The organism is Telluria sp. PB2R4, assembly GCF_059685695.1.
On sequence record NZ_JCASIC010000005.1, the window covers coordinates 48,062 to 71,071 of the forward strand.

Genomic DNA, 23,010 nt, shown 5'->3' on the forward strand with positions numbered 1-23,010 from the left:
CGTCGTCGCTGTGCAAACCCAGCCATGACCAGGAAAACGTGACAATTCAAGCATATTCGGTTTGCAACGCCCTCTAGAATGGAAAGATAAAAAGGAGAGGCAGCCATGAAGACCAGGACCGACCCTCGCGGCTTTGAACTGGCGGGAGGGAAAGCAAAACTTGTCGCCGCACTGTTATTGCTGTCTTTGGTGCTGACTGGTGCGTTTGCCCTGTGGCCGCCCGACGAAGTCGTGCTCGACGGCGCCATGCGCACCCAGGCAATCGACAGGCTGGTGTTGGAACTGAACCAGCATTACGTGTTTCCAGGCACTGCGAAACAGATCGAAACCTTGCTGCGCAAGCGGCAGCAGGATGGCAAGTACGACGCGATCAGCAATGGCATGCGATTTGCCGCGCAACTCACTGCGGATATGGCCTGCGTCGCCCATGATAAGCATATGAAGGTGCGGTTCAGCCCGAGGTTCCTGCGACCCGACCGCGATCCGGATATGAGCAGTGCACCGCCGGGCAGCAAATCCGGCATCGACAAGATCGGACGCCTGACGCCTGCCATTGGCTATCTGCGGCTATCTGCATTTCCTCCCCCCTTTCTCGTTGCGGAAAAGTATGCAGCCGCGATGAACACATTGTCCGATACCGACGCGCTCATCATCGATATGCGCGACCACCGCGGCGGCTCCCCGCAATCGGTAGCTCTCTTGATCAGCTATTTCGTCGACCAGCGGACCCGCCTGAACGATATCTGGTCGCGCGATTCCGGCCGGACGCAGCAGTTCTGGACCGAAGACAGGCTCGATGGCAAACGCTATGGCGGCAAGAAGCCGGTCATGATCCTGGCCGGCCCCCGCACCGGGTCTGCCGGCGAAGATTTCACTTATACGATGCAGGCATTGAAACGCGCCACCGTCATCGGCGAGCCGACCTGGGGCGGCGCCCATCCGGTCGCCTCGTATCGCCTCAGCGGCCATTTTTATGCCGACATCCCGAACAGCCGCAGCATCAGCCCGATCACCCACACGAACTGGGAAGGCTCGGGCGTCAAGCCCGATATCGCGGCGCTACAAGCCGATGCGCTTGCGGTGGCCAAGGAGCTGCTGCAGCGAAAGCGCGATGCCATTCGACATTGAAGGATGCACTTCTCATGAATGACGCCCTCACGGTTTCCGTGCCGCTCCTTCACATGGATCGGCTGACGCTTCGGGAATATCGTGTTGAAGATTTTGAATTATTTGCCGATCATTTGTCGAATGCGGAAAGCTCGGCCCATCTCGGCTCGGCAGACCGCCAGATCGCTTGGCGCATCTTCAACTCACATGCCGGGTTATGGCTCCTGAACCAGGCGGGCTGGTGGTCGATAGAGGACCGGCAGACGGGCCGGCTGGTTGGCAGCGTGGGCGCTTTCTTCCGTTACGAATCGACGGTGATGGAGATGGGATGGAATACCTATCGCGCATTCTGGGGGAATGGCATCGCGAACGAAGCGGCCGCGGCAGTCTTGAAGTATGCGTTCGAGGTTCGGCGCGAGCCGACGGTTCGGGCACTGATCGCGCCCGGTAATGCATCGTCGCGCCGTGTCGCCGAGCGCCTGGGGATGACCTACGAAATGAAGACTGAGCTGAACGGCAAGGAAGTCGATAGCTACATGCGTAGCGTGCCTGAAGCGGCTGCGGTTGGCACCATGCCGCGTCCGTTTTGGGTCGATCGCAGGCCTGGATCCGATCAACCCAGCAGCGCTGCCTCGTCGCAAGCGCATTCGTAAAACCCCGCACCCCGCCACGTCACATCCCCGTCATATCCCCGACGTATCCTGCGCCATCGCCGCCGCCGGATACGTCTCATCATGCATCCTTCTCCCGCATTCCCCCGTTACGCCGCCGTCGAACTCGGCTCGGACAGCTTCCGCCTCCACGTCGCCCGCATCGAGCACGGTGAACTGGTGCTGGAGGCCAGCCTGTCCGAGCGGGTCGCACTGGCCGCGTCGTTCGAAGAAGACGGCAGCCTGTGCGACGCGGCGATGCGGCGCGCGCTGGCCTGCCTGCGCGAGTTCGCCCAGACCCTGGACGCCTGGCGTCCGCAGGCGGTGCGGGTGGTCGCCACGGCGGCGCTGGGGATGGCGCACAACGGCGCGCTGTTCCTGCCGGCGGCCGAGCGGGCCCTGGGCCATAAGATCGAGTTGATTGCCGGCGACGAGGCCGGGCGCCTGGTGTACATGGGCGTGGCAAGCACGCTGGGGCCGGGCGACGAGCCGCGCCTGGTGCTCGACATCGGCGGCGCCTCGACCGAACTGGTGCTGGGGCGCGGCGCGCGCATCGAGCGCATCGAGTCGTTCAGGGTGGGCGCGCTGCGCCAGAGCCTGAGCTTCTTTGCCGACGGCCGCATCGACGGGGCCAGCTTCGATGCCGCCGTGCGTTCCGGGCGCAGCCGCTTCGCCGAGAGCGCACTGGCCGGGCGGCGCCGGGACGCCGCCTACGGCGCCTGCGGCACCGTGCGCGCCCTCAGCGAGATCGCGCTCGAGGACCGGCTTGGTTCCTTGACGCCGGAGGTGCTGCACGCGCTGCGCGAGCGCTTCCTGCGCGCCGGCCACGTGGCGCGGGTACGCCTGGCCTGGCCAGCCGCCGCGCGGGCGCCGCACCTGGCTGGCGGACTGGCCCTGCTGATTGCGCTGGTGGAGGAGTGCGGCGTCGCGCAGGTGCTGCCGGTGGGCGCCGGCCTGCGCGTGGGCGCCTTGTGGGACCTGCACCGGCGCGCCGGAATGGCGATGGGAACGCCGCCGCCACGGCGCCCGGAGGCCCACCTGCCGGCCGCCACGTGAGCACGCCCGCCATGGGATGTCGTTTTCCGTCCCGGGTCAGCGCTTTTTACTGTTGTTTGGAAACTTCTGGTGGCATACTTGTCTTGTCCGTTCAACCACGCCTGCCCACCCGTTTTCCATGCGCCGCTTCTTCCTGTTTGCCCTGGCCGCCAGTTGTCTGTTGCAGCACGCCCGGGCCGAGGCCGCCCCGGGTGAGCGCATCGTGCTGTGTTTCGAGCGCCAGGAAGTGCGGCCCTGGCGCACGCTCGACGGCGGCGGACTCAATTTCGAACTGCTGAGCGAGGTCGCGAAGCGTATCGGCGTTACCTTCGACTACCAGAGCATGCCCTGGAAGCGCTGCCTCGAACAGCTCAAGGCCAACCAGGTGGGCGGCGCCTTCGCGGTCAGCTTCAACCGCGAACGCATGGCGCTCGGCGCCTACCCCGGCGCAAATCCGGGCGCCCCGGAACCCGCCGCCGACCCGGCCAAGCGCATGCACGTCGACACCTACATGCTGGTGCGCCGCCGCGGCAGCCGCCTCGACTGGGATGGCAAATCCTTCCGCAACCTCGATGGCCGGATCGGCTTCCAGCTCGGCTACTCGGTGGGCGATTTCCTGCGTGCGCAGGGCGCGCAGACCGACGAAGGCAGCCAGCGTTCGGACGAGCTGGCGCAGAAGCTGATTGCGGGGCGCCTGGCCGGCGCAGCGCTGGGCGGCGGCGACGCCGCGCGCCTGATGCGCGGTCCCTACGGCAAGCAGCTCGAGCTGCTGACGGTGCCGCTGATCGAGAAGCCGTATTTCCTGGTACTGTCGAACGCACTGCTGGCCAGCCAGCCGCAGCTCGCGACGCGCCTCTGGAACGCGGTCGAGGAAGTGCGCACCAGTCCCGCCTACCGCAAGCGCGAGCAGCAGGAGCTGGGCGGCCGGCAGTTCGGCAGCCGTGGAGGCCGAGGCGGTGACCAGTATTAAGCGCCGCAGCCGCATGAGCGTGGTGCCGCGCCGCCTGCTCGAGAACTGGCGCCAGAACATCGTGTTCCGGCTCGGCGCCGGCATCGTGCTTGCCGTCGCGCTCTCGACCGGCGTCTACACCACCTACACCCTGCACACCCTGAGCCTGGACGCCGATGCGCGCCTGCAGGAGCGCATCGAGCGCCAGGCCAAGGTGCTGGAACACGCGCTGGCGCGCCCGTTGTTCGACATCAACAGCGCCGCCGTCAGCTCGGTGGTGGACGCGCTCGGCGCCACGCCCGAGGTGCAGAGCCTGCGCGTGCTGGCGCCGGACGGCGCACTGATCGCGGCGCTTGGGAATGCAACTGAGCGCGACGACGCCGGAACCGCGTTGCGCCTGCGCCGCCGCATCAGCTACAACGACGGCACCCGCACCTATTCGGTGGGCGCGATCGAGCTGGCCTTCTCGCGCGAACAGATCGACCAGGACCTGCGCCAGCAGATCGTGCACACGGCGGCGGCCAACATCCTGCTGACGCTGGCCATCGTCGCCTGCGTGTTCGTGGTGGGACGGCGCATGTCGCAGCCCTTTGCCGACATCCAGGATGCGCTGGAAAAGCTGGCGCGCGGCGAGACCGACATCCGGCTGTCCGGCATCGGCCGGCGCGACCAGGTCGGGCGCCTGTCGTCCGCGGTGCGGAGCTTTCGCGACACCCTGAACCGGCTGCGCCAGGCCGAGCAGGTGACGAACGGCCTGCTGCGCGAAAAGAGCCGCATCGAGCAGCAGCTGCGCGAGCTGAACGAAGACCTGGAACAGAAGATCGCCGCGCGCACCGAGGAACTGACCCAGTCGAACCTGCGCGCGGAAGCGGCGAATGTGGCCAAGTCCGAATTCCTGGCCAACATGAGCCACGAGATCCGCACCCCGATGAGCGCGATCATCGGCATGGCCTACCTGGCGCTGCGCACCGATCTCAATCCAAAGCAGCAGGACTACGTCGGCAAGATCCACCGCGCCGCGCTGTCGCTGCTGGGGATCATCAACGACATCCTCGATTTCTCCAAGATCGAGGCCGGCAAGCTCGATGTCGAGCAGGTGCCGTTCTGCCTCGACGAAGTGCTCGGCAACGTGGCCAGCGTGACCAGCCAGCGCGCCGCGGACAAGCGCCTCGAATACCTGTTCCACGTGCCGCACGCGGTGCCGCGCAAGCTCGTGGGCGACCCGCTGCGCCTGGGCCAGGTCCTGATCAACCTGATCAACAACGCGGTCAAGTTTACGCCGGCGGGCGAGCTGCAGTTGTCGTGCATCCCGCTCAAGGGGGGCGACCCTGGCCGGGTGAAACTGCGCTTCGCGGTGCGCGACACCGGCATCGGCATCGGCGAAGAGCAGCAGGCCAAGCTGTTCCGCGCTTTCAGCCAGGCCAACGGGTCGACCACGCGCGAATACGGCGGCACCGGACTGGGGCTGTCGATCTCGCAGCAGCTGGTGGGCCTGATGGGCGGGCGGATCGCGGTCGACAGCGCGCCAGGGGCCGGCTCGACCTTCCACTTCGATCTCGACTTCGCGCTGTCCGGCGAGCCGGAATCGACCCTGCAGGGCCCGGGCGAGCTGACCGGCGCGCGGATACTGGTGGTGGACGACAGCGCACTGGCGCGCGCCATCCTGCGCGAATCCCTGGCCGCGCTGCCGCTGCGGGTCGAGTGCGCATCGGATGCACGCCACGCGGAAGGCGCGATCATCGCCGCCGATGCCGCCGGCATGCCTTACCGCCTGGTGCTGACCGACTGCACCATGCCGCGCATGGACGGCATCGAGCTGGTACGCCGCATCACCGCCAACAAGGACTTGTCCGCGCCGCCGCTGACCGTGCTGGTCACGGCTTTCGGGCGCGAAGACGTGCAGGCCCGCGCGGAAGAGGCGGGCGTCGACGGCTTCCTGTTCAAGCCCTTCGTGCAGTCGGCGCTGTCGCATACCCTGGCCGGCCTGTTCAGCGCCGCGTCGCGGGGCGCGGCCGGCGCGGGCGTGGTGCGCGCCCAGCAGCACGGCGCGCGCGTGCTGGTGGTGGAAGACAACCTGGTCAACCAGCAGATCGCGCGCGAGCTGCTCGAGGCGCAAGGCGTGGATGTCGACGTGGCCTCGACCGGCCAGCAGGCGCTGGAAAAGCTGGCCGAGGCCGGCCCGGAAGGCTACCGCCTGGTGCTGATGGACCTGGAAATGCCCCAGCTCGACGGCCACGAAGCCACGGTGGCGCTGCGCAAGGACCCGCGCTTCGACGAGTTGCCGATCGTCGCGATGACCGCGCATGCGCTGTCCGAAATCCGCGAACGCTGCCTGAACGAAGGCATGCAGGACTACATCACCAAGCCGGTCGACCCGGAAAAACTGGTCGCCACGCTGGCGCGCTGGATCGGCAAGGCGATGCCTGCCCGATTGCCGTCCTCGGCCTTGGCGGCCGACGAGCTGGCGCCGCTCCCGGGCCTGGCGGGCATCGATTCCGCCTTCGGCCTGCGCAACGTGGGCGGCAACAGCGCGCTCTACATCGAGCTGCTGGACCGCTTCCGCGGCTCGCAGCGCGACGCCGGCTGCAGCATCCGCAGCGACCTCGATGGCGGACGCCTGCGCGAGGTTGCCAGCCGCGCCCACTCGCTGCGTGGCGTGGCCGGCAACATCGGCGCGCGCGACGTGATGTCGCTGGCCCAGGAGATCGAAGAGCAGGCCGCCCGGCCCGCGACGGCCGGACCCGCGCTGTCGCGCAGCGTGGGTGCGCTCGAGCGGGCGCTGGCCGACCTGATGGATTCGCTCGACTGCTATTTCGCCAACGCGCCCGAAGTGCCGGCTGCGGCGCCGGCCGCTGGCGGCAAGTCGGATGCCGACGACGCGCATGATGCCCGCCAGGCAGCGGCCCAGCTGGAACGCCTGCTGGCCGAGTTCTCGGGCGAGGCCACCGATTATTTCGACACCGTGCGCGCGCCGCTCGGCCGCCTGCTCGGCGCGGGCGCGCTGGCGCGCCTCGAGGCGCACCTGTCACGTTACGAATTCGAGGAAGCGCGCCAGGTGCTGGCCCAGGCCAAGGGCGCTTCTTCCTCCATCGCGGAACACATATGAATGTCCTGAAGGACCAGCCGCCTGCACAGCAGGATAAACAGTACCGGCCGACGATCCTGATCGTCGACGACACGCCGGACAACATCATGCTGCTGTCGCGCCTGCTGAAGGACAAGTACCACACCAAGGTGGCCACCAACGGCAGCACCGCGCTGCAGGTGGCGGCCGCTACCCCGGACCTCGACCTGGTCCTGCTCGACGTGATGATGCCCGGGATGGATGGCTACGAAACCTGCCGCCAGCTCAAGGCCAATCCGGCAACGAGCGACATCCCGGTGATCTTCCTGACCGCCAAGAACCAGATCGAGGACGAGGCCATGGGCCTGTCGGTGGGCGCGGTGGACTACCTCGGCAAGCCGATCAGTCCACCGATCCTGTTCGCACGCGTCTCGACCCACCTGACCCTGCGCGCCGCGCGCAAGCAGCTGCAGGAGCATAACCAGAACCTGGAGCGCATGGTCCAGCAGCGCACCGCGCAACTGCTGCTCATGCAGGAAGCCCTGATCCTGGCGATGGGATCGATGGCGGAAACGCGCGAGGGCGAGACGGGCGGGAAAAACAGCAATTACAGCGGCAACCACATCCGCCGCACCCAGCGCTACATGCGAGCGCTGGCACTGAAGCTGCGCAGCCATCCCCGCTTTGCGGCCAGCCTGACGGAAGAGAACATCGAGCTGATGTACAAATCGGCGCCGCTGCACGACATCGGCAAGGTCGCCATCCCCGACCGCATCCTGCAGAAGCAGGGCAAGCTCGACCCCGAGGAATTCGAGGTGATGAAGCTGCATGCGGCCTATGGGCGCGACACCATCATGCTGGCCGAGAAGCACCTGGGCGGCACCAACAGCTTCCTGATGTTCGCGCGCGAGATCGCCCATTCGCACCAGGAGAAATGGGACGGCAGCGGCTATCCGGAAAACCTGAGCGGCGACGAGATTCCGGTCTCGGCGCGCCTGATGGCGGTGGCCGACGTCTACGACGCGCTGATCTCGCGCCGGGTGTACAAGCCGCCGTTCACCCATGCGCAGTCGCTCGAGATCATGCAGCAGGGGCGCGGCTCGCATTTCGATCCGGACGTGCTGGACGCCTTTTTCGCGCTCGAAGCGGAGTTCGCGCACATCGCGCGGGAGTTCGCGGACCAGGATTCGTAATATTGGCAGTCAAGGGCCAAATCGACTATATTGTTTAGCTTAATGAAGCAATGGAGTTGGTAATGCCCAGGAAGTCGGCCGTCGTTACGGCAGCAGGGAAAGGTGCCGCGCGTGCGAAAGCGGCGCCCGTCAAGGCGGCAAAACCAGCCGTCAAGCCGGTAGTCAAGCGCGCCGCCAGGGCGGCGCCGGTCAAAACAGCCAGGCCTACCGTCAAGGCGGCCGCCAAGGCCGCAGCCAAGTCGCTGGCTGCTCCCGCCGTAAAACGCGCCCCGCGCAAGGCGCGAGCCGCGACAGCGGCAGTCGCGCCGCGCGACGCCGCCGACGCGCGCCCGGTCCTGGTGCGCGACAGCTTCACCATGCCGGAACAGGAATACGCCGTGCTTGCCGAGGTCAAGCAGGCCTGCCTGCGCGCCGGCATCGACGTCAAGAAGAGCGAACTGCTGCGCATCGGCGTGGCCCTGCTGGGCCAGGTCGACATCGCGACCCTCAAGGCGGTGCTGGCGGCGCTCCCGCAGCTCAAGACGGGACGGCCTCCGGCGCCTTAGCGGCGCTAATGGATTGAAGCGCTGGTGAGCTCCTTTAGTTCGCGGATCGGGATGTTCGACTTCTCGTGCATGCGCAGCAAGATCGTGGCGCCGACATTGAGCTTGCGGTGGCGGATCTTGCTGATGATCGGCGGCTGCACCTCGAGCACCCTGCATAGTTCGGCGTCGTTCTTCAGCTGCATGCGCTCGATCAGGGTATCGAGCAGCTTGTTGGGCACGAAGCTCGACGGCTCCAGGGCGCGGGCCCGTTGCATCGCGGCGAGCATTTCCTGTTTTTTCTGTCGTACGCTCATGTTGCTTCTCCGAATATGAAAACAATAATTCGGGACAGATCGACTGTTCTGGAAATACGCCCTGCCTGTTCTGGATATGGGTTTGGTGGCGGGTCGTTGTGATATTACTACGATTGCGCCATGCACGATTCACGAATTGAGCGTAACAGACGGTAACATGGGTCTTTCTCGCAGGAATTTACGCTAATTTCAATCCGGAACGGGTCAGGAGCAGGACCTGATCGGCCATGGCGGCCGCGGCGTGCGAATGGGTAACCATGATGGCGCCGGCGCCGCTGGCCCGGGTCTCGCGGCGCAGCAAGGCAAGGATGCCCGCGGCGGTCTCGGGATCGAGGTTGCCGGTCGGTTCGTCGGCCAGCAGCAGGGCGGGGCGGTGCACCAGCGCGCGGGCGATCGCCACCCGCTGCAGCTCGCCCCCGGAAAGCTGGCGCGGGAAGTTGGCGCCGCGCCCGGCCAGCCCGACTGCGTCCAGCATCTCGTCGGCACGGTCGGCGGGCGCGCGGTTCAGCAGCAGCGGCAGGGCCACGTTCTGGCGCAGGGTGAGGTGCGGCAGCACGTGGAAGGCCTGGAAGATGAAGCCCATGCGGGTACGGCGCAGGCGGGTCGCCGCGGCGTCGTCGAGCGCCGACATCGGCGTGCCGTCCACGATCACCTGGCCCGCGTCGGGCGCGTCCAGTCCGGCAATGATGTTCAGCAGGGTCGACTTGCCGACCCCCGACTCGCCCATGATGGCCACGAACTCGCCGGCGCGGAAGCTGTGCGACAACTCCGCCAGCACGGTGCGGCCACCGTAGGACTTGCTCAGTTTGTCGAGTACGAGCATGCGGAGCCTCTGCTTAACGTGTGAGGGCGCGGCGCAGCGCGAAGCTGGCCGCATCCACTGCCGCCACCAGCAGCAGCATGGCGATCACCACAGTGGCCGCGCTCTGCATCTGGAACAGCGACAGGTGGTATTTCAGCATCTGGCCCAGGCCGCCGGCGCCCACCACGCCCAGCACGGCGGCGGCCCGGATGTTGTTCTCCCAGCGGTACAGGGTGTACGACAGCATCTGCGGCAGGGCCTGCGGCAGGGTCGCGTACAGGAAGGCGCCAAGCGGCGCGGCGCCATTGGTGCGCAGGCTGGCTTCCGGGAGCGGCTCGACGTTCTCGAGGGCGTCGGCAAACAGGCGGCCCAGCACGCCGCTGGTGTGCGCGGCCAGCGCCAGGGTGCCGGCGAAGGGGCCGAGGCCGGCGGCGACCAGCAGCAGCGCGGCCCACACCAGTTCCGGGATCGAGCGCAGGACGTTCAGCAGCACCCGGGTCAGCCCCCGGGCAGCCCGTCCGGCGCGGCCTGCCGCGGGCAGGGCCAGCACCAGGCCGCCGATGACGGCGAGCAGGGTGCCGACCAGCGACATGGCGAGCGTCTCCCACAGCGCGCCCAGGGTCTTGAGCAGGAACGGCCGGCTGGTCTCGGGCGGTGCAAAGCCGGCCAGGAATTCCGCGCTCGACGCCAGGGCCTCCGGTGTGAAGAAGGCCGCCCACTGCAGCGGCAGCGAAGCGAAGCTGGCCAGCACCAGGGCGACCAGCGCAGCCAGCAGCACCAGGGTGCCGAAGGCAGGCGGTGGCGGCGGTGGAAGGCGGTCGTTCATCCCAGCCTCCGGCGCAGCAGCTTCGACACCAGGTCGGCCAGCGCCACCAGCAGTACGAACATGATCAGCATGGTCGACACTTCACCGCCCGCCATCATCTTGGTCGACTCCTCCATGCGCTGGCCCAGGCCGCCGGCGCCCACGAAACCCATCACCGCCGAGCCGCGGATCGCGCATTCCCAGCGGTAGACCGTGTAGGACACCAGTTCGGCGGCGGACTCCGGCAGGGCGCCGTACAGCAGCGCCTGGAGGCGCCCGCTGCCATTGGCCAGCAGCACGTCCGTGGCGTGGGCATCGGACGATTCGAGGATTTCGGCATAGACCTTGGCCAGCATGCCGCAGTAGGTCAGGGCGATGGCCAGCACGCCCGCGGTCGGCCCGAGGCCGACGATGCGCACGAACAGCAGCGCCCACACCAGCTCCGGCACGCTGCGCAGCAGCACCAGTACCCAGCGCAGCAGCTGGCGCACCAGCCCCGCCAGCGGCCGCATGCGCCTGGTGCCGAGGCGCGAGATCGACAGGCGCTCGGTGATCAGGATGGTGGCCGGGATCGCGCCCAGCAGCGCCAGGCTCAGGCCGGCGGTGGCGATGGCCACGGTCTGCCAGGTCTCGCGCAGCACCATGGCGAGGAACTCGGCGCTGGCGGCCGGGTGCAGGAAGTCGGACAGGAACATCCACGCGGCCGCCAGGCTTTGGGGGTCGAACAGGATCCAGGGCTTGAATTCGCTGGCCACGAGCATCGGCCACAAGAGCAGGAGGCAGACGACCGTGGCGGTAACGCGGCCGCGCCAGGCCGGGTCGGGATGCTGCGCGGCCGCCATCAGAAGCAGGCGCCCACGGCGATGCGCTCGGGCGGTTCGTGCGGGTGCTGCGGATGCGGTTGTACGGTCTCGTTCTCGTACAAGGCAGCGATCATGGCGTCGCTCACGGCGCCGGTCGGCGCATCGAACACGATGCGCCCGGCACGCAGGCCGACCAGCCGCGGAAAATGGGCGCGCGCCATCTCGACCTGGTGCAGGCTGCACACCAGGGTGGCCTTGCGCGCGGCAGCTTCCCCCTGCAGCGCCGCCAGGGTGTGCCGGGCCAGTGCCGGGTCGAGCGCGGAAATCGGTTCGTCGACCAGCAAGGCCTCGGCGCTCGACAGCATCAGGCGCGCCAGGCCGCAGCGCTGCCGTTCACCGCCGGACAGGCGGTCGACGCGCGCATACAGCTTGTCGCCCAGGCCGAAGCGCGCCAGGGCCGCGTGCGCGGCGTCCGGGTCGCCAGGACGCACCAGCGAGGCAAAGGCCTGCCACAAACTCATGTGCGGCAGGCGCGCGGCCAGCACCGCGGTGACGACGCGCTGGCGCGGCGGCAGCGGCGGCGTCTGCGGCGCCAGGAACAGGCGCGCGCGCAGGCGATGCCGTGCGGCCTGCGACAGGACCCACGGGTCTTGCCCGAAGACGGAAAAATCCCCGTGCGCCGGACGGTGGGCGCAGGCGAGGGTGGCGAGCAGAGTGGTCTTGCCGGCCCCGGAAGGGCCGATCAGTGCCAGCTGCTCGCCGGGTGCGATGACCAGGTCGAGGGCAGAGAGGGCGGGAGCCGCATCAAGGGCCGCCGCAAGGTGCCGCACGCTGAGTTTCTCGAGCCGGTAGGTCATGGGCAGGACGCTGCTGCGCGTTTACTTCAGCAGGCCGGCGTTGCGCGCCGCCGCTTCGATCGCGCCGTAGTTCGATACCTTGGACGGGATGAATTTGGTGGCGCGCTGCAGCTCCAGGATCTGCTTGCCTTCCGGGGTCGAGTCGTCCAGCGCCAGGAAGGCGTCCGTGATCTTCTTCTGCAGGGCCGGGTTCATGTCGCTGCGCACGGTCCAGTTGTAGTCGTAGTAGCCCGGGGTGGTGTAGAACACGCGCACGACCTTCGGATCGACCTTCTTGGTCTCGACCAGCTTGTCCCATACCGAGATGTTGAGGGCGCCGGCGTCGACCTTGCCGCCCGCGACCGCCGCCACGGTGGCGTCATGCGCGCCCGAGAAGGCGACGCGCTTCAGGTCGGTGTCCGGATTGACCTTCGCGCCCAGCAGGAAGGAACGCGGCATCAGGTGGCCCGAGGTCGACGATTCCGAGCCGAAGGACAGGGTCTTGCCCTTCAGGTCTTCCAGCTTGTTAATCGCCGGGTTGGTGGTGATGAAGACCGAGCGGAACTTCTCGTCCTCGGCGCGCTGCACCAGCGGCACGACCTGGCCCTTGCTGCGCACATTGGCCTGCACGAAGGTGAAGCCGCCGAACCAGACCATGTCGATCTTGCGGTTGATCAGGCCTTCGACCGAGGCGGCGTAATCGGTCACCGGGGTGAACTCCACCTTCAGGCCGGTCGCCTTGGCCAGGTAATCGCCCAGCGGCTTGAACTTGCGCTGCAGTTCGGTCGGGGCTTCGTCCGGAATGGCGGACACGCGCAGCACACCCGGGGTGTTCTGGGCATAGGCGCCGCCGGCGGCGGCGAACATCAGGCCGGCCGTGGTGGCTGCGGCGAACATGGTTTTCAGAACACGCGAAGCTGAGAACGGAGTCATAATGGCATTCTTATTGAGTGTTGGAAAGTGGTGAACCGGGTGCGTCACGGCAGCACCGCTGCGGGGTGCGGCGAAAATCCGGAATCCGCTATTATGGCAAAAACAGCAACTTGCTGGAAGCGTGGCTTTCGGCACCGCTGTCGAGCAATCCTATGCCATGGCGCATGGTGCGATGTGGCGGCACGAATGATAACGCTTATGCACACCTCCTGCACGCAAGACCGGCCGCGCACCGCCAACGCGCACGTCGCCGACGAGCTGCATGCCGGCCTCCAGGCGCCGGAGGCCTGGATCTCGCCGAAGTTCCTCTACGATGCACTGGGCTCGAAGCTGTTCGAGGCCATCTGCGAGCTGCCCGAGTATTACCCGACCCGTACCGAGGCCGCCATCTTCGCGCGCCACGGCGCCGAGATCGCGCGCGTTGCCGGCCTCGGGGCGACCCTCGTCGACCTGGGCGCCGGCAATTGCGCCAAGGCGGCGGCGCTGTTCCCGCTGCTGCAGCCGGCCCAGTACGCCGCGGTCGACATCTCGACCGAATTCCTGTGCGAGGCGCTGGAGCGCCTGCGCCAGTGCTTCCCGCACATCGAGATGGAAGCCCTGGGCATGGATTTTTCCAGCCGCTTCGAGTTGCCGGCCCAGGTACGTGCGGCACGCAGGCTGTTCTTCTATCCCGGCTCGTCGATCGGCAACTTCACCCCGGACGAGGCACAGGCCCTCCTGCGCCGCCTGCGCGCCCAGTGCGGCGCCGACGGCGGCGTGCTGATCGGCGTCGACCTGGCCAAGGACAAGCCCGTGCTCGACGCCGCCTACGACGACGCGCTCGGCGTCACGGCCGCCTTCAACCTGAACGTGCTGCGCCACGTGAACCACCTGGTCGGCGCCGACTTCGACATCCGCGCCTGGCGTCACCATGGCTTCTACAATGCGCCGGCCGGGCGGGTCGAGATGCACCTGGAGGCGGTGCGCCGGCAGGAAGTGCACTGGCAAGGGAGTGGGCAAGACCGTGGCCAGCATTGCACGCGCGTATTCGAACCAGGCGAGCGCATCCACACCGAGAACAGCTATAAATACCAGCAGGCCGATGCGATCGCGCTGCTGGAGCGTTCCGGGTTCGAGGCCACCCACGTGTGGACCGACCCGCAACGCTGGTTCGCGGTGATCCACGCACAGGCGATCGGCTGATGGGCTTCCAGCAGCGCGAAGACATCCTGCACGCCTACACGCGGGTGCGCGGGCGTTCCCTCGACATCGCCGCGCCGCTGTCCGCCGAGGACTGCTGCGCGCAGTCGATGCCCGACGCCAGCCCGGTCAAGTGGCACCTGGCGCACACCACCTGGTTCTTCGAGACCTTCATCCTCGAGACCCATGAAGATCACTTTGCGCCGTTCCATCCGGCCTTCCGGGTCCTGTTCAACTCCTACTACAACGGCATCGGCGCGAAGCATCCGCGGCCCCAGCGTGGCCTGCTCACCCGGCCCGGGCTGGACGAGGTGCGCGCCTACCGCATGGATGTCGACCGCCGCGTCGCCAGGCTGCTGGCGGCGCGGCCCGATCCCGCGCTGGCGACCCTGGTGGAGCTCGGGCTGCAGCACGAGCAGCAGCACCAGGAGCTGATGCTCACCGACGTCAAGCACCTGCTGGCCCAGAACCCGCTCTATCCGGCCTATTCGCCGCAGGAGCTGGAGGCAGGGGTGGCGCCGGAACCGACCGCATGGATCGAATTCGATGGCGGCCTGGCGGAAATCGGCCACGGAGGCAACGGCTTCTGCTTCGACAACGAACTGCCGCGCCACTGCACCTATGTCGCGCCGTTCACGCTGGCCTCGCGCCTGGTCACCAACGGCGAGTACCTCGCATTCATCGAGGCCGGCGGCTACCGCGACCCGGCGCTGTGGCTGGCCGAAGGCTGGGACCGCGTCTGCGCCGGCGAGATCACGCAGCCGCTGTACTGGATTGCGGGGGAGGACGGCGCCTGGAGCGAATTCAGCCTGCACGGCGTGCAGCCGCTCGACCCGGCACGGCCGGTGACCCACGTCTCGCTGTACGAGGCCGACGCCTTTGCGCGCTGGAGCGGGGCTCGTCTGCCGACCGAGGCCGAGTGGGAATTCGCCGCGCGCCAGGCCAGCCTGGCCGGCGGCGCCCTGCATCCCGAGGCCGCCAACGGCGACGGCCTGCTGCAGATGTTCGGGGCTTGCTGGCAGTGGACCAGCAGCAGCTACGCGCCTTACCCCGGCTATGCGCCGGCCGCGGGCGCCATCGGCGAGTACAACGGCAAGTTCATGGTCAACCAGTACGTGCTGCGCGGCTCCTCCTGCGCCACGCCGGAGGGCCATGCGCGCGCCAGCTACCGTAACTTCTTCCCGGCCGGGGCGCGCTGGCAGTTCACCGGGATCAGGCTGGCACGATGAGCCGTCTCAGGACCTGGCGCGAGCGCCTGCTGGACCAGCGCGCGAATGCCTGGATCCTGGCGCATCCGCTCGCTTTCAGCCTGCAGGTCATCCGGGGCTTTCGCGCCAACCAGGGCCTGTTGCTGGCGGGCGCCGTCGCCTATTATGCGCTGCTGTCGATCGTTCCCTTCCTGATGCTGGTGGTGGTGGCGCTGTCGCACTTCATCGACCAGGCCGAGCTGCTCGAGACCCTGCGCCGCTATCTGGGCCTGCTGGTGCCCGGACAGACCGGGCCGATCGTGAACGAGGTGGCGCACTTCCTGGCGAACCGCGAGCTGATCACCTGGCTGCTGGGCGGGACCATGCTGTTTTTCAGCTCGCTCGCCTTTACGGTGCTGGAAAACGCGATGAGCGTGATCTTCATCCACCGGGTGGCGGTGCGGCGCCGCCATTTCATGGTCTCGGCGGTGCTCCCGTACTGCTACATCCTGGCCCTGGGCCTTGGCGTCATGATCGTGACCCTGGTGGCCGGTACGCTGGAGGTGATGGGCAAGGAGAGCGTCTGGCTGTTCGGCTACGAGTGGTCGCTGAACGGTGTCTCGGGCGTGCTGCTCTACCTGCTCGGATTATTCGGCGAAATCCTGGTGCTGACCTCGATCTACCTGGTGATGCCGGTCGGACGCCTGTCTGTGTGGCATGCGCTGGTGGGCGGCGTCACCGCGGCGCTGCTGTGGGAGCTCGCGCGCCACGTGCTGGTCTGGTACTTTTCCACCTTGTCGCAGGTGAACGTCGTGTACGGCTCGATGACGACCGCCATCGTGGTCATGTTCAGCCTCGAGATCGCCGCCACGCTGTTGCTGCTCGGCGCCCAGGTGATCGCCGAGTACGAGCGCGTCGGGCATGGCCTGACCGACCGGCCGCCCGAGCCGATGCAGACGGAACCGCCGCCTGAATCTTCCGTCGGGTAAAGATCGGTACTTGCGCTTGGTCAATTTTTGGTAGCGACGTCAGTGGCACAGTATGGGCTTGCGCTTGAGAAGCTTTCCCTGGGAGATGCCATGAGCCAAACCGTCGCCTTCGCTTTGCCTCTGCCGGTCGCGCTTGCACTGGCCGTACTCGTGCTCGGCTTGCTGGGCTTGAGCGCGCTGGCCCTGTCGCTGCGCAAGCCGGCGCCGGTCCACCTGCCGGCAGCCGACTGGGACCACGCTGCGCAGTCGCGCCCAGGCTGAGCTTCCTTCCCGGCGCATGGCCGGCGGACCTGACCATCGGCTACACTGCCGGGCATGGCGCACTTCTTTCTTTGCTGGGAACTCGGCGGCGGGCTCGGACACGCCGGCCGCCTCAAGTCGATCGCACTGCCGCTGCGCGCGCGCGGCCACCAGGTCAGTTTCGTCCTGCGCGACCTGGTGCTGACGCGCCGTCTGCTGGTTGACCCCCAGCTTGCCGGCATGGCGACCCTGCAGGCGCCGGTCTGGCTGCACCGCACCACCGGCCTGCCGCCCGACCAGGCCAGCCTGGCCGAGATCCTGCTCGCTTGCGGCTACCTCGATGCCGACGCGTTGGCCGGCCTGTGCGACGGCTGGCGCGGGCTGTTCAGGCAGGGGCGTCCCGACCTGGTGGTGGCGGACTATGCGCCCACCGCCATCCTGGCCGCGCGCAGCCTGGGCTTGCCCAGCGCGGCGGTCGGTCCCGGCTTCACGGTGCCGCCTGCGGGCGCGCCGCTGCCGCCGCTGCGGACCTGGGAAGCGCCGCAGCCGGCACGCCTGCGCGCGGCCGAGGCGCGCCTGCTCGACAGCGCAAACCGGGTGCTGGACGTGCATGGCGCCACGCCGCTGACGCATGGCGCCGCGCTGCTGCACGGCGACCATCCGCTTCTGTGCACCTGGCCGGAGCTCGATCATTACGGTCGCACTGGCAGCGGCCCGTGGCTGGGGCCGAACCTGCCGCCGCCCGCCGGACACGCACCACGCTGGCCGGGCGGCGAGGGCAGGCGCGTGTTCGCCTATCTGCGCCGCGGCGTGCCGGAATCAAGCGAGGTGCTGGCAGCGCTGGTGCGGCAGGGCTGCCGCGTGCTGTGTTACATGCCCGATGTCGCGGCCGGGGCGCCGGCGCCCGTCGAGAGTCCGCAGCTGGCGTATGCGCCGGGTCCGGTGTCCTTGCCGGATGCGCTGGCCGGCTGCGCGCTGGTGGTCAGCCATGCCGGCGAAGCCGTCAGCGCGCAGGCCCTGCTGGCCGGACGGCCGCTGTTGATGCTGCCGCATTCGGCGGAAAGCTTCCTGATGGCGCGCCGGGTGGCGCGCCTTGGGGCGGGAATCAATGCGATGGCGCAGGCGCGTCCGCGCGACTGGGAGGAAATGCTGGCAGCGCTGCTGGAAGGGCCGGCCTTCCGCGACGCGGCCGCCGCCTTCGGGCGGCGCCATGCGGATTTCGATCCGCAAGGCCAGGCCGAGGACCTGGCGGACCGGATGGAGGCGATGCTCAGCCGACCTTGATGCGCGGTGCGCCTTCCGCCATGCGGCCGATCACCGCGGCGTCGCCGAAACCTTCGCGCGCGAACAACGCCAGCACCTCGCCGGCGCTGGCCGGGTCGCAGGAGACCAGCAGGCCGCCCGAGGTTTGCGGGTCGGTCAGCAGCGCGCGCTGGGCCGGCGTGATGGCGGCGCCCAATTCGACGTCCTGGCCGTAGGCCTCCCAGTTGCGGCTGGATGCGCCGGTGAAGAAGCCGTCCTGGGCCAGTTGCAGCACGCCGGGCAGCAGCGGCACCGCGTCCATGTCGAGCGTGGCCGCCAGCTTCGCGCCGCGCGCCAGTTCCAGCAGGTGGCCCAGCAGGCCGAAGCCGGTGACGTCGGTCAGGGCGTGCACGCCCGGCATGTCGGCCAGCAGGCGCCCGGGCTTGTTCAGCTTGGTGGTGTTGGCGATCATGGCCGCGTAGCCGTCTTCGCCGAGCATGTCCTTCTTCAGCGCAGCCGACAGCACCCCGACGCCGAGCGGCTTGCCGAGGATGAGCACGTCGCCGGCGCGGGCATCGGCATTTCGCTTGATCTTCGATGGATGCACGAGGCCCATCACCACCAGGCCGTAGATCGGTTCGACCGAGTCGATGGTGTGGCCGCCCGCGATCGGGATGCCGGCTTCTGCGCAGATCGACTCGCCGCCGCGGATGATCTGGCCGATGGTCTCGAGCGGCAGCTTATTCACCGGCATGCCCACCAGGGCCAGCGCCATGATCGGCGTACCGCCCATCGCGTACACGTCCGAGATGGCATTGGTGGCGGCGATGCGGCCGAAGTCGAACGGGTCGTCGACGATCGGCATGAAGAAGTCGGTCGTGGCGATCAGGGCCTGCTCGTCGTTGAGCTTGTAGACCGCGGCGTCGTCGGCGGTCTCGATGCCGACCATCAGTTCTTTCGGCACCGGGAAACCGGTCGACTTGGCCAGGATTTCGGACAGCACGCCGGGCGCGATCTTGCAGCCGCAGCCGCCGCCGTGCGAGAAGGAGGTGAGTTTGATCGGTTGTTCAGGCGTGGTGCTCATCGATGTCTTCCAGTGTGGGTTGAGTCGCGCCGGGCGCGTGAAGAAGCAGATTATCCACCAAGTCGCGCAGGGCCGCTCGCTCGGCGGCCGGCGCGAACAGGGCGGCGCGGGCCGCGCACTGCTGGCGCAGCAGGGTGTCGAAGGCGGCGTCGCCGATGATCCGGTCGATCAGCGCCGCCAGCGCGGCCGCATCGCCCGGCGCGAAGTAGCCGGCATAGTCCTCGCCCAGCATGCCGCGGTTGCCGTCGATATCGGAGGCCAGCACCGGCACGCCGCAGGTCACGGCTTCGATGATCACGTTCGCGCCGCCCTCCATGATCGATGCGATGACCATCGCCCGGCAGCGCTTCAGGCGCTGGCGTGCGGCCGCATGGGGCAGGGCGCCCAGCCAGCGATAGCGCGGGTTGCTTGCCTGCGCACGCTGCGCCGCCGCGCCGATCGCCGGGTCGAGCGCGCCGCCGATGTGCAGCAGGCGCGCGCTGGCCTGCGTGACCAGACCAGCGGCGCGGATGAAGGTCAAGGGGTCTTTTTCTTCGCGCAGGTGACCGATCATGCAGATGTCATGGTGGCGCGGCGCGCCCGCAGGCTGCCAGGGGCGCAGGGCCGGCGCCGATTGATAAATGACGCGCGCCTTGCCGCGCAGCGCATCCGGCAGCATGGCCAGGCCGGCCGGCTGCAGCAGTATCAGGGTCGTGGCGTGGGCGAGCGAGGCGCGCGCATCCGGATCGGTGGCGATGTCGCGGTAAAGATCGGTCCCCGTCAGCACCAGCACGGCGGGACGCGCCGGATACGCCGCGCGGAAGGCGTCCAGCGCGGCTGCCGAGCGGCGCGCATGCAGGGCGATCATCAGGTCCGGCGCTGCTTGGTCGGCGGACCAGCTGCCCGCGATGCCGACTGCGTGCCCGCCCCGGAGGAAACGTGCCCAGCGGCTGGCGGTCTGCCAGTTGCCGTTATTCTCGCGCGCGGTCGCGGGGCTGACGATGAGGATGCGCTTGCGCACTGCCGGGCTCTCCAGGGAATGGGAACGCGATTATATGCCACACCCTGGCGCCGCACGCCGGCGCCGCATTTCATGCGGCGTGGTTTGGCGATGGCGGGCATCGGTAGGTACACTTCGCTCAGGGCGCTCGCAAGTGCCAGGCCGGCGCCACGCCCTACGGAGGAGCTTCGTGAGATCGAGAGAAGTGCTGCCACTGCTGTTCTTCCTGGCCGGGCTGGGCGTGTGGACGCTCGCCTGGAGCAAGCATGTATATTGGTGGGTCTTGTTTGCTGGGCTGCTGATGGCGGCCGGCGCCCGGCTGGCCTGGAAGAGGCGGCGCGAGCCCGGCTCGACCGCTGCTTCGGGCCAGGATGGTTTCGGCTGGTGCGCGGATAAGGGTACCGCTACCTGTGGCGACGGCGGACCGTCAGGCAATGGCGACTAAGAGCGCCTGACAATCGCTCTTACTTGCTCTGACAGTAACATCCTCGTAGACTGAGCTATATCGACCTTCCGCTATCGGCGAGGAGCAGACGTCGCAACCCGCTCAGATCATGACGTTATAACGAGGTTGACATGGTGTACTTAGCTCTGACTCCGCAAGGTCTGCAAGAAATCCTGGATACTCCCGAAGCAGCAGAGGTGCCTGTATGGTGCGGCGCCAATGCGTTGTCCGAAGCTGAGTTTGCGAAGCTGGAGCGTAGCAATGTCACCCGATTCACTTACTCGCTCGCGAACGTCGAAAAGGCGACAATCCAACGTGCCTTATGGACAATCGAAGAGCATCACCCGGGAGAGCGCATCTGGGTTGAGAGCGTGGTCTTCGAGGACTGACTGCGCGGTTTGGGAACGTCTGCTTCGGATTCGATAGCGGACTACGCAGGCTCAGTTCGTGCATTGAAATAGCGCCTGAGTTCGTAGACGGACAGGCGCCATCAGGCGAGCACTTCCGTCTGAAGACCTGAGTCCGCTTATGGCAGCGCATCCCCCAGCCCCTTACCGAACACCGAAAGGCGCACGGCCACGGATCGATGATCGCGCGGCCAAAAACGCATTGATGTGAGCGAAGACCTGGATTGGCCCGCGCGACAGGGACGAAAAAAATGGCTGCCCGAAGGCAGCCATTTTTCATGAAGCATTCAGCGATCAGTACTCGCCAAAGGTACGACGCACGCCGTCAGCCGAGCGCGGATGCGCCGACTTGCTGAAGCTGCCTTCACGGCGGGCGCCTTCCGGGCGGTTGCCACGGTAGCCGCCTTCGCGCGGTGCAGGGGCTGCTGCGCCCGGGGCTGCGTCGCGGCGGAAGCCGCCTTCGCGCTGCGGACGGTCGCCGTAGCCGCCGGTACGCGGCGTTGCAGTGGCTTCACGCGGACCGCGGTCGGCGTAACGGCTCTCCGCTGGACGGGCGTAACCGCCTTCGCGTGGAGCACGGTCGGCGTAACCGCCTTCACGCGGGGCACGGTCACCGTAGCCCGGCTTGGCGAAGCTGCGCTGGCCCGGCTTGGCGGCGCTGCGGCCGTCGCCCGGTTTCCAGCCTGGACGCGCACCCGAACGGGCAGGCGCCGAGCGCTTCGGCTCGAAGCCTTCCACGACATCGACCGGGATCAGCTGCTTGGTGAAGCGCTCGATACGCTTCACGTTCATGCCTTCGGCATGGTTCACCAGCGAGATCGCCAGGCCGTTGCGGCCGGCACGGCCGGTACGGCCGATACGGTGCACGTAGTCCTCGGGGAACTTCGGCAGGTCGTAGTTCACCACGTGGGTGATGGTCGGCACGTCGATGCCGCGGGCGGCTACGTCGGTCGCCACCAGCACGCGCACCTGGCCGCGGCGCATGCTGTCCAGGGTGCGGTTGCGCGCGCCCTGGTGCATGTCGCCGTGCAGCGCGGCGGCCGCGAAGCCGGCGATGTTCAGGCGGTCGGCGATCATGTCGGCGTCGCGCTTGGTCGCGGTGAACACCACGGCCTGGTCCATCGACTCGTCACGCAGCAGGTGGTCGAGCAGGCGGTTCTTGTGCGACAGGTCGTCGACGAAGTGCACCTTCTGCGAGATGTTCTCGTGACGGTTGGCCGCGCTCATGATCTGGATCGTCTGCGGATCCTTGGTGATGCGGCGGGCCATGTTGCCCACCACGCCGTCCAGGGTTGCCGAGAACAGCATGGTCTGGCGGCTGGCCGGGGTGGCGGCGACGATCTTTTCGATGTCGTCGATGAAGCCCATGTCCAGCATGCGGTCGGCTTCGTCCAGCACCAGGATTTCCAGCTGCGAGAAGTCGATCTTGCCCGATTCCATATGGTCGATCAGGCGGCCTGGCGTTGCCACCAGGATTTCAGGGTTCTTCGACAGCAGTTGCATCTGCTTCGGATAAGGCATGCCGCCCAGGATCGACACGGCGCGGATGCGGCGCATGTCGGTCGTATATTGTTCGGTCGCGGTGGTCACTTGCAGTGCCAGTTCGCGGGTCGGGGTCAGGACCAGCATCTTCGGCTGGGCCGGGGTGAAACGGACGCGTTCGCCTTTGGCACGTGCCGACTGCGCGCTCTGCGCAGGGGTACGGGTTTGCGGGGCGATTTCGGCGTTGGCAAGCCTGTTCAGGGCCGGCAGCATGAATGCCGCGGTCTTGCCCGAACCGGTTTGCGACGAGACCAGCAGGTCACGGCCGGCGATGGCGGCAGGGATTGCCTGCTCTTGCACGGGGGTCGGCTTGGTGTAGCCGGCTTCGGCGACTGCCTTGACGAGGGACGCATGTAAACCTAGTGCTTCAAAACTCATGTGGACTTTTACTTTCGAAATAAATCATCGCGCGGTCGAAATGACGAGCGCAGAATAGCAACGCGAACCAACACTACGAAATGACTCAGAAATGAAAGAAATTTCGGCACAAAAGCTTTGCGCCGGGACGGTGTCTGGATGCTGACACGCAGGGCGGGAGGGCTTTTCAGGAGGACGATTCGATAATCGCCTGGGCTTGCGATGCTGCTTGTTGTACTACTGAACTAACAAATGTGACTGCCGTGTCCGGTGTGTTCGGACCTGTTATTGCAGCGCACAAACGATACTATACATCAGATTGGAAAAGTCTGCACGCGGCCTCA

At 67.4% G+C, this 23,010-nt stretch carries 23 protein-coding genes; 14 read left to right on the top strand and 9 right to left on the bottom strand.

Annotated elements, in window-relative coordinates:
- The first annotated feature begins 105 nt into the window (after positions 1-105).
- The 7 genes from AC56LU_RS10250 to AC56LU_RS10280 all read left to right on the top strand — a co-directional run bounded on the left by AC56LU_RS10250 (position 106) and on the right by AC56LU_RS10280 (position 8,543).
- Positions 106-1,128, top strand: coding sequence for a S41 family peptidase (locus tag AC56LU_RS10250; RefSeq protein ID WP_497175493.1), 1,023 nt, complete (start codon positions 106-108; stop codon positions 1,126-1,128).
- A 14-nt stretch (positions 1,129-1,142) separates the two neighbouring features.
- Positions 1,143-1,760, top strand: a complete 618-nt coding sequence (locus tag AC56LU_RS10255; RefSeq protein WP_497175494.1) for a GNAT family N-acetyltransferase — start codon at positions 1,143-1,145, stop codon at positions 1,758-1,760.
- Positions 1,761-1,841: 81 nt separating this feature from the next.
- Positions 1,842-2,813 (top strand): Ppx/GppA phosphatase family protein, encoded by a 972-nt coding sequence (locus AC56LU_RS10260; protein ID WP_497175495.1) that lies wholly within the window; start codon positions 1,842-1,844, stop codon positions 2,811-2,813.
- 118 nt (positions 2,814-2,931) lie between these two features.
- Positions 2,932-3,762, top strand: a complete 831-nt coding sequence (locus tag AC56LU_RS10265; protein WP_497175496.1) for a substrate-binding periplasmic protein — start codon at positions 2,932-2,934, stop codon at positions 3,760-3,762.
- On the top strand, positions 3,749-6,847 hold the full coding sequence (locus AC56LU_RS10270) for a response regulator (RefSeq protein WP_497175497.1): 3,099 nt from the start codon (positions 3,749-3,751) through the stop codon (positions 6,845-6,847). Before AC56LU_RS10265 ends, AC56LU_RS10270 begins: the two co-directional genes overlap by 14 nt.
- Positions 6,844-7,998: a response regulator gene (locus tag AC56LU_RS10275; RefSeq protein ID WP_497175498.1), complete on the top strand. Its 1,155-nt coding sequence runs from the start codon at positions 6,844-6,846 to the stop codon at positions 7,996-7,998. Before AC56LU_RS10270 ends, AC56LU_RS10275 begins: the two co-directional genes overlap by 4 nt.
- A gap of 62 nt (positions 7,999-8,060) precedes the next feature.
- The gene (locus AC56LU_RS10280) at positions 8,061-8,543 is read left to right on the top strand and encodes a hypothetical protein (protein WP_497175499.1); all 483 of its coding nucleotides are present in this window, start codon (positions 8,061-8,063) and stop codon (positions 8,541-8,543) included.
- Between the two features lie 5 nt (positions 8,544-8,548).
- Here AC56LU_RS10280 and AC56LU_RS10285 read toward each other — a convergent pair whose 3' ends face one another.
- The 6 genes from AC56LU_RS10285 to AC56LU_RS10310 form a co-directional block, all read right to left on the bottom strand.
- Positions 8,549-8,836 carry a hypothetical protein gene (locus AC56LU_RS10285; RefSeq protein ID WP_497175500.1) on the bottom strand — a complete coding sequence of 96 codons (288 nt, stop codon included), beginning with the start codon at positions 8,834-8,836 and terminating at the stop codon, positions 8,549-8,551.
- A 178-nt stretch (positions 8,837-9,014) separates the two neighbouring features.
- On the bottom strand, positions 9,015-9,659 hold the full coding sequence (locus tag AC56LU_RS10290) for an ABC transporter ATP-binding protein (RefSeq protein ID WP_497175501.1): 645 nt from the start codon (positions 9,657-9,659) through the stop codon (positions 9,015-9,017).
- A gap of 13 nt (positions 9,660-9,672) precedes the next feature.
- Positions 9,673-10,464 (bottom strand): phosphonate ABC transporter, permease protein PhnE, encoded by a 792-nt coding sequence (phnE, locus tag AC56LU_RS10295; protein ID WP_497175502.1) that lies wholly within the window; start codon positions 10,462-10,464, stop codon positions 9,673-9,675.
- On the bottom strand, positions 10,461-11,285 hold the full coding sequence (locus tag AC56LU_RS10300) for a PhnE/PtxC family ABC transporter permease (RefSeq protein WP_497175503.1): 825 nt from the start codon (positions 11,283-11,285) through the stop codon (positions 10,461-10,463). Before AC56LU_RS10300 ends, phnE begins: the two co-directional genes overlap by 4 nt.
- Entirely contained in the window at positions 11,285-12,103 is an 819-nt protein-coding gene (locus AC56LU_RS10305; protein WP_497175504.1) for a phosphonate ABC transporter ATP-binding protein, read from the bottom strand. Before AC56LU_RS10305 ends, AC56LU_RS10300 begins: the two co-directional genes overlap by 1 nt.
- Positions 12,104-12,124: 21 nt before the next feature.
- A complete protein-coding gene (locus AC56LU_RS10310; RefSeq protein ID WP_497175505.1) occupies positions 12,125-13,015 on the bottom strand; it encodes a putative selenate ABC transporter substrate-binding protein in 891 nt (296 codons plus the stop codon).
- 198 nt (positions 13,016-13,213) lie between these two features.
- Between AC56LU_RS10310 and egtD the strand changes: the two genes are divergently transcribed.
- From egtD to AC56LU_RS10335, 5 genes are all read left to right on the top strand, one after another.
- A complete protein-coding gene (gene egtD, locus AC56LU_RS10315; protein ID WP_497175506.1) occupies positions 13,214-14,197 on the top strand; it encodes an L-histidine N(alpha)-methyltransferase in 984 nt (327 codons plus the stop codon).
- The gene (gene egtB / locus AC56LU_RS10320) at positions 14,197-15,423 is read left to right on the top strand and encodes an ergothioneine biosynthesis protein EgtB (protein ID WP_497175507.1); all 1,227 of its coding nucleotides are present in this window, start codon (positions 14,197-14,199) and stop codon (positions 15,421-15,423) included. Before egtD ends, egtB begins: the two co-directional genes overlap by 1 nt.
- Positions 15,420-16,370: a YihY/virulence factor BrkB family protein gene (locus AC56LU_RS10325; protein WP_497175508.1), complete on the top strand. Its 951-nt coding sequence runs from the start codon at positions 15,420-15,422 to the stop codon at positions 16,368-16,370. Before egtB ends, AC56LU_RS10325 begins: the two co-directional genes overlap by 4 nt.
- A gap of 90 nt (positions 16,371-16,460) precedes the next feature.
- A complete protein-coding gene (locus AC56LU_RS10330; RefSeq protein WP_497175509.1) occupies positions 16,461-16,631 on the top strand; it encodes a hypothetical protein in 171 nt (56 codons plus the stop codon).
- A gap of 54 nt (positions 16,632-16,685) precedes the next feature.
- Entirely contained in the window at positions 16,686-17,894 is a 1,209-nt protein-coding gene (locus tag AC56LU_RS10335; RefSeq protein WP_497175510.1) for a glycosyltransferase, read from the top strand.
- On the opposite strand, the gene selD is transcribed toward AC56LU_RS10335, so the two are convergent.
- Positions 17,881-18,936, bottom strand: coding sequence for a selenide, water dikinase SelD (selD, locus tag AC56LU_RS10340; protein WP_497175511.1), 1,056 nt, complete (start codon positions 18,934-18,936; stop codon positions 17,881-17,883). The two genes, AC56LU_RS10335 and selD, sit on opposite strands and share 14 nt — an antisense overlap.
- Positions 18,920-19,936, bottom strand: coding sequence for a selenoneine biosynthesis selenosugar synthase SenB (gene senB, locus AC56LU_RS10345; protein ID WP_497175512.1), 1,017 nt, complete (start codon positions 19,934-19,936; stop codon positions 18,920-18,922). Before senB ends, selD begins: the two co-directional genes overlap by 17 nt.
- Before the next feature lie 169 nt (positions 19,937-20,105).
- Here senB and AC56LU_RS10350 point away from each other — a divergent pair, with 169 nt between their 5' ends.
- Positions 20,106-20,360, top strand: coding sequence for a hypothetical protein (locus tag AC56LU_RS10350; protein WP_497175513.1), 255 nt, complete (start codon positions 20,106-20,108; stop codon positions 20,358-20,360).
- 131 nt (positions 20,361-20,491) lie between these two features.
- Positions 20,492-20,749, top strand: coding sequence for a hypothetical protein (locus tag AC56LU_RS10355; protein ID WP_497175514.1), 258 nt, complete (start codon positions 20,492-20,494; stop codon positions 20,747-20,749).
- A gap of 312 nt (positions 20,750-21,061) precedes the next feature.
- Here the strand turns inward: AC56LU_RS10355 and AC56LU_RS10360 are convergent, their stop codons facing one another.
- On the bottom strand, positions 21,062-22,687 hold the full coding sequence (locus AC56LU_RS10360) for a DEAD/DEAH box helicase (protein ID WP_497175515.1): 1,626 nt from the start codon (positions 22,685-22,687) through the stop codon (positions 21,062-21,064).
- Positions 22,688-23,010: the final 323 nt, after the last annotated feature.

What these genes read in the sequence shown, in the direction of transcription:
- AC56LU_RS10250 (WP_497175493.1), top strand. Translation starts at nt 106, where the DNA reads ATGAAGACCAGGACCGACCCTCGCGGCTTTGAACTGGCGGGAGGGAAA.
- AC56LU_RS10255 (WP_497175494.1), top strand. Translation starts at nt 1,143, where the DNA reads ATGAATGACGCCCTCACGGTTTCCGTGCCGCTCCTTCACATGGATCGG.
- AC56LU_RS10260 (WP_497175495.1), top strand. Translation starts at nt 1,842, where the DNA reads ATGCATCCTTCTCCCGCATTCCCCCGTTACGCCGCCGTCGAACTCGGC.
- AC56LU_RS10265 (WP_497175496.1), top strand. Translation starts at nt 2,932, where the DNA reads ATGCGCCGCTTCTTCCTGTTTGCCCTGGCCGCCAGTTGTCTGTTGCAG.
- AC56LU_RS10275 (WP_497175498.1), top strand. Translation starts at nt 6,844, where the DNA reads ATGAATGTCCTGAAGGACCAGCCGCCTGCACAGCAGGATAAACAGTAC.
- AC56LU_RS10280 (WP_497175499.1), top strand. Translation starts at nt 8,061, where the DNA reads ATGCCCAGGAAGTCGGCCGTCGTTACGGCAGCAGGGAAAGGTGCCGCG.
- AC56LU_RS10285 (WP_497175500.1), bottom strand. Translation starts at nt 8,836, where the DNA reads ATGAGCGTACGACAGAAAAAACAGGAAATGCTCGCCGCGATGCAACGG.
- AC56LU_RS10290 (WP_497175501.1), bottom strand. Translation starts at nt 9,659, where the DNA reads ATGCTCGTACTCGACAAACTGAGCAAGTCCTACGGTGGCCGCACCGTG.
- phnE (WP_497175502.1), bottom strand. Translation starts at nt 10,464, where the DNA reads ATGAACGACCGCCTTCCACCGCCGCCACCGCCTGCCTTCGGCACCCTG.
- AC56LU_RS10300 (WP_497175503.1), bottom strand. Translation starts at nt 11,285, where the DNA reads ATGGCGGCCGCGCAGCATCCCGACCCGGCCTGGCGCGGCCGCGTTACC.
- AC56LU_RS10305 (WP_497175504.1), bottom strand. Translation starts at nt 12,103, where the DNA reads ATGACCTACCGGCTCGAGAAACTCAGCGTGCGGCACCTTGCGGCGGCC.
- AC56LU_RS10310 (WP_497175505.1), bottom strand. Translation starts at nt 13,015, where the DNA reads ATGACTCCGTTCTCAGCTTCGCGTGTTCTGAAAACCATGTTCGCCGCA.
- egtD (WP_497175506.1), top strand. Translation starts at nt 13,214, where the DNA reads ATGCACACCTCCTGCACGCAAGACCGGCCGCGCACCGCCAACGCGCAC.
- egtB (WP_497175507.1), top strand. Translation starts at nt 14,197, where the DNA reads ATGGGCTTCCAGCAGCGCGAAGACATCCTGCACGCCTACACGCGGGTG.
- AC56LU_RS10325 (WP_497175508.1), top strand. Translation starts at nt 15,420, where the DNA reads ATGAGCCGTCTCAGGACCTGGCGCGAGCGCCTGCTGGACCAGCGCGCG.
- AC56LU_RS10330 (WP_497175509.1), top strand. Translation starts at nt 16,461, where the DNA reads ATGAGCCAAACCGTCGCCTTCGCTTTGCCTCTGCCGGTCGCGCTTGCA.
- AC56LU_RS10335 (WP_497175510.1), top strand. Translation starts at nt 16,686, where the DNA reads ATGGCGCACTTCTTTCTTTGCTGGGAACTCGGCGGCGGGCTCGGACAC.
- selD (WP_497175511.1), bottom strand. Translation starts at nt 18,936, where the DNA reads ATGAGCACCACGCCTGAACAACCGATCAAACTCACCTCCTTCTCGCAC.
- AC56LU_RS10355 (WP_497175514.1), top strand. Translation starts at nt 20,492, where the DNA reads ATGGTGTACTTAGCTCTGACTCCGCAAGGTCTGCAAGAAATCCTGGAT.
- AC56LU_RS10360 (WP_497175515.1), bottom strand. Translation starts at nt 22,687, where the DNA reads ATGAGTTTTGAAGCACTAGGTTTACATGCGTCCCTCGTCAAGGCAGTC.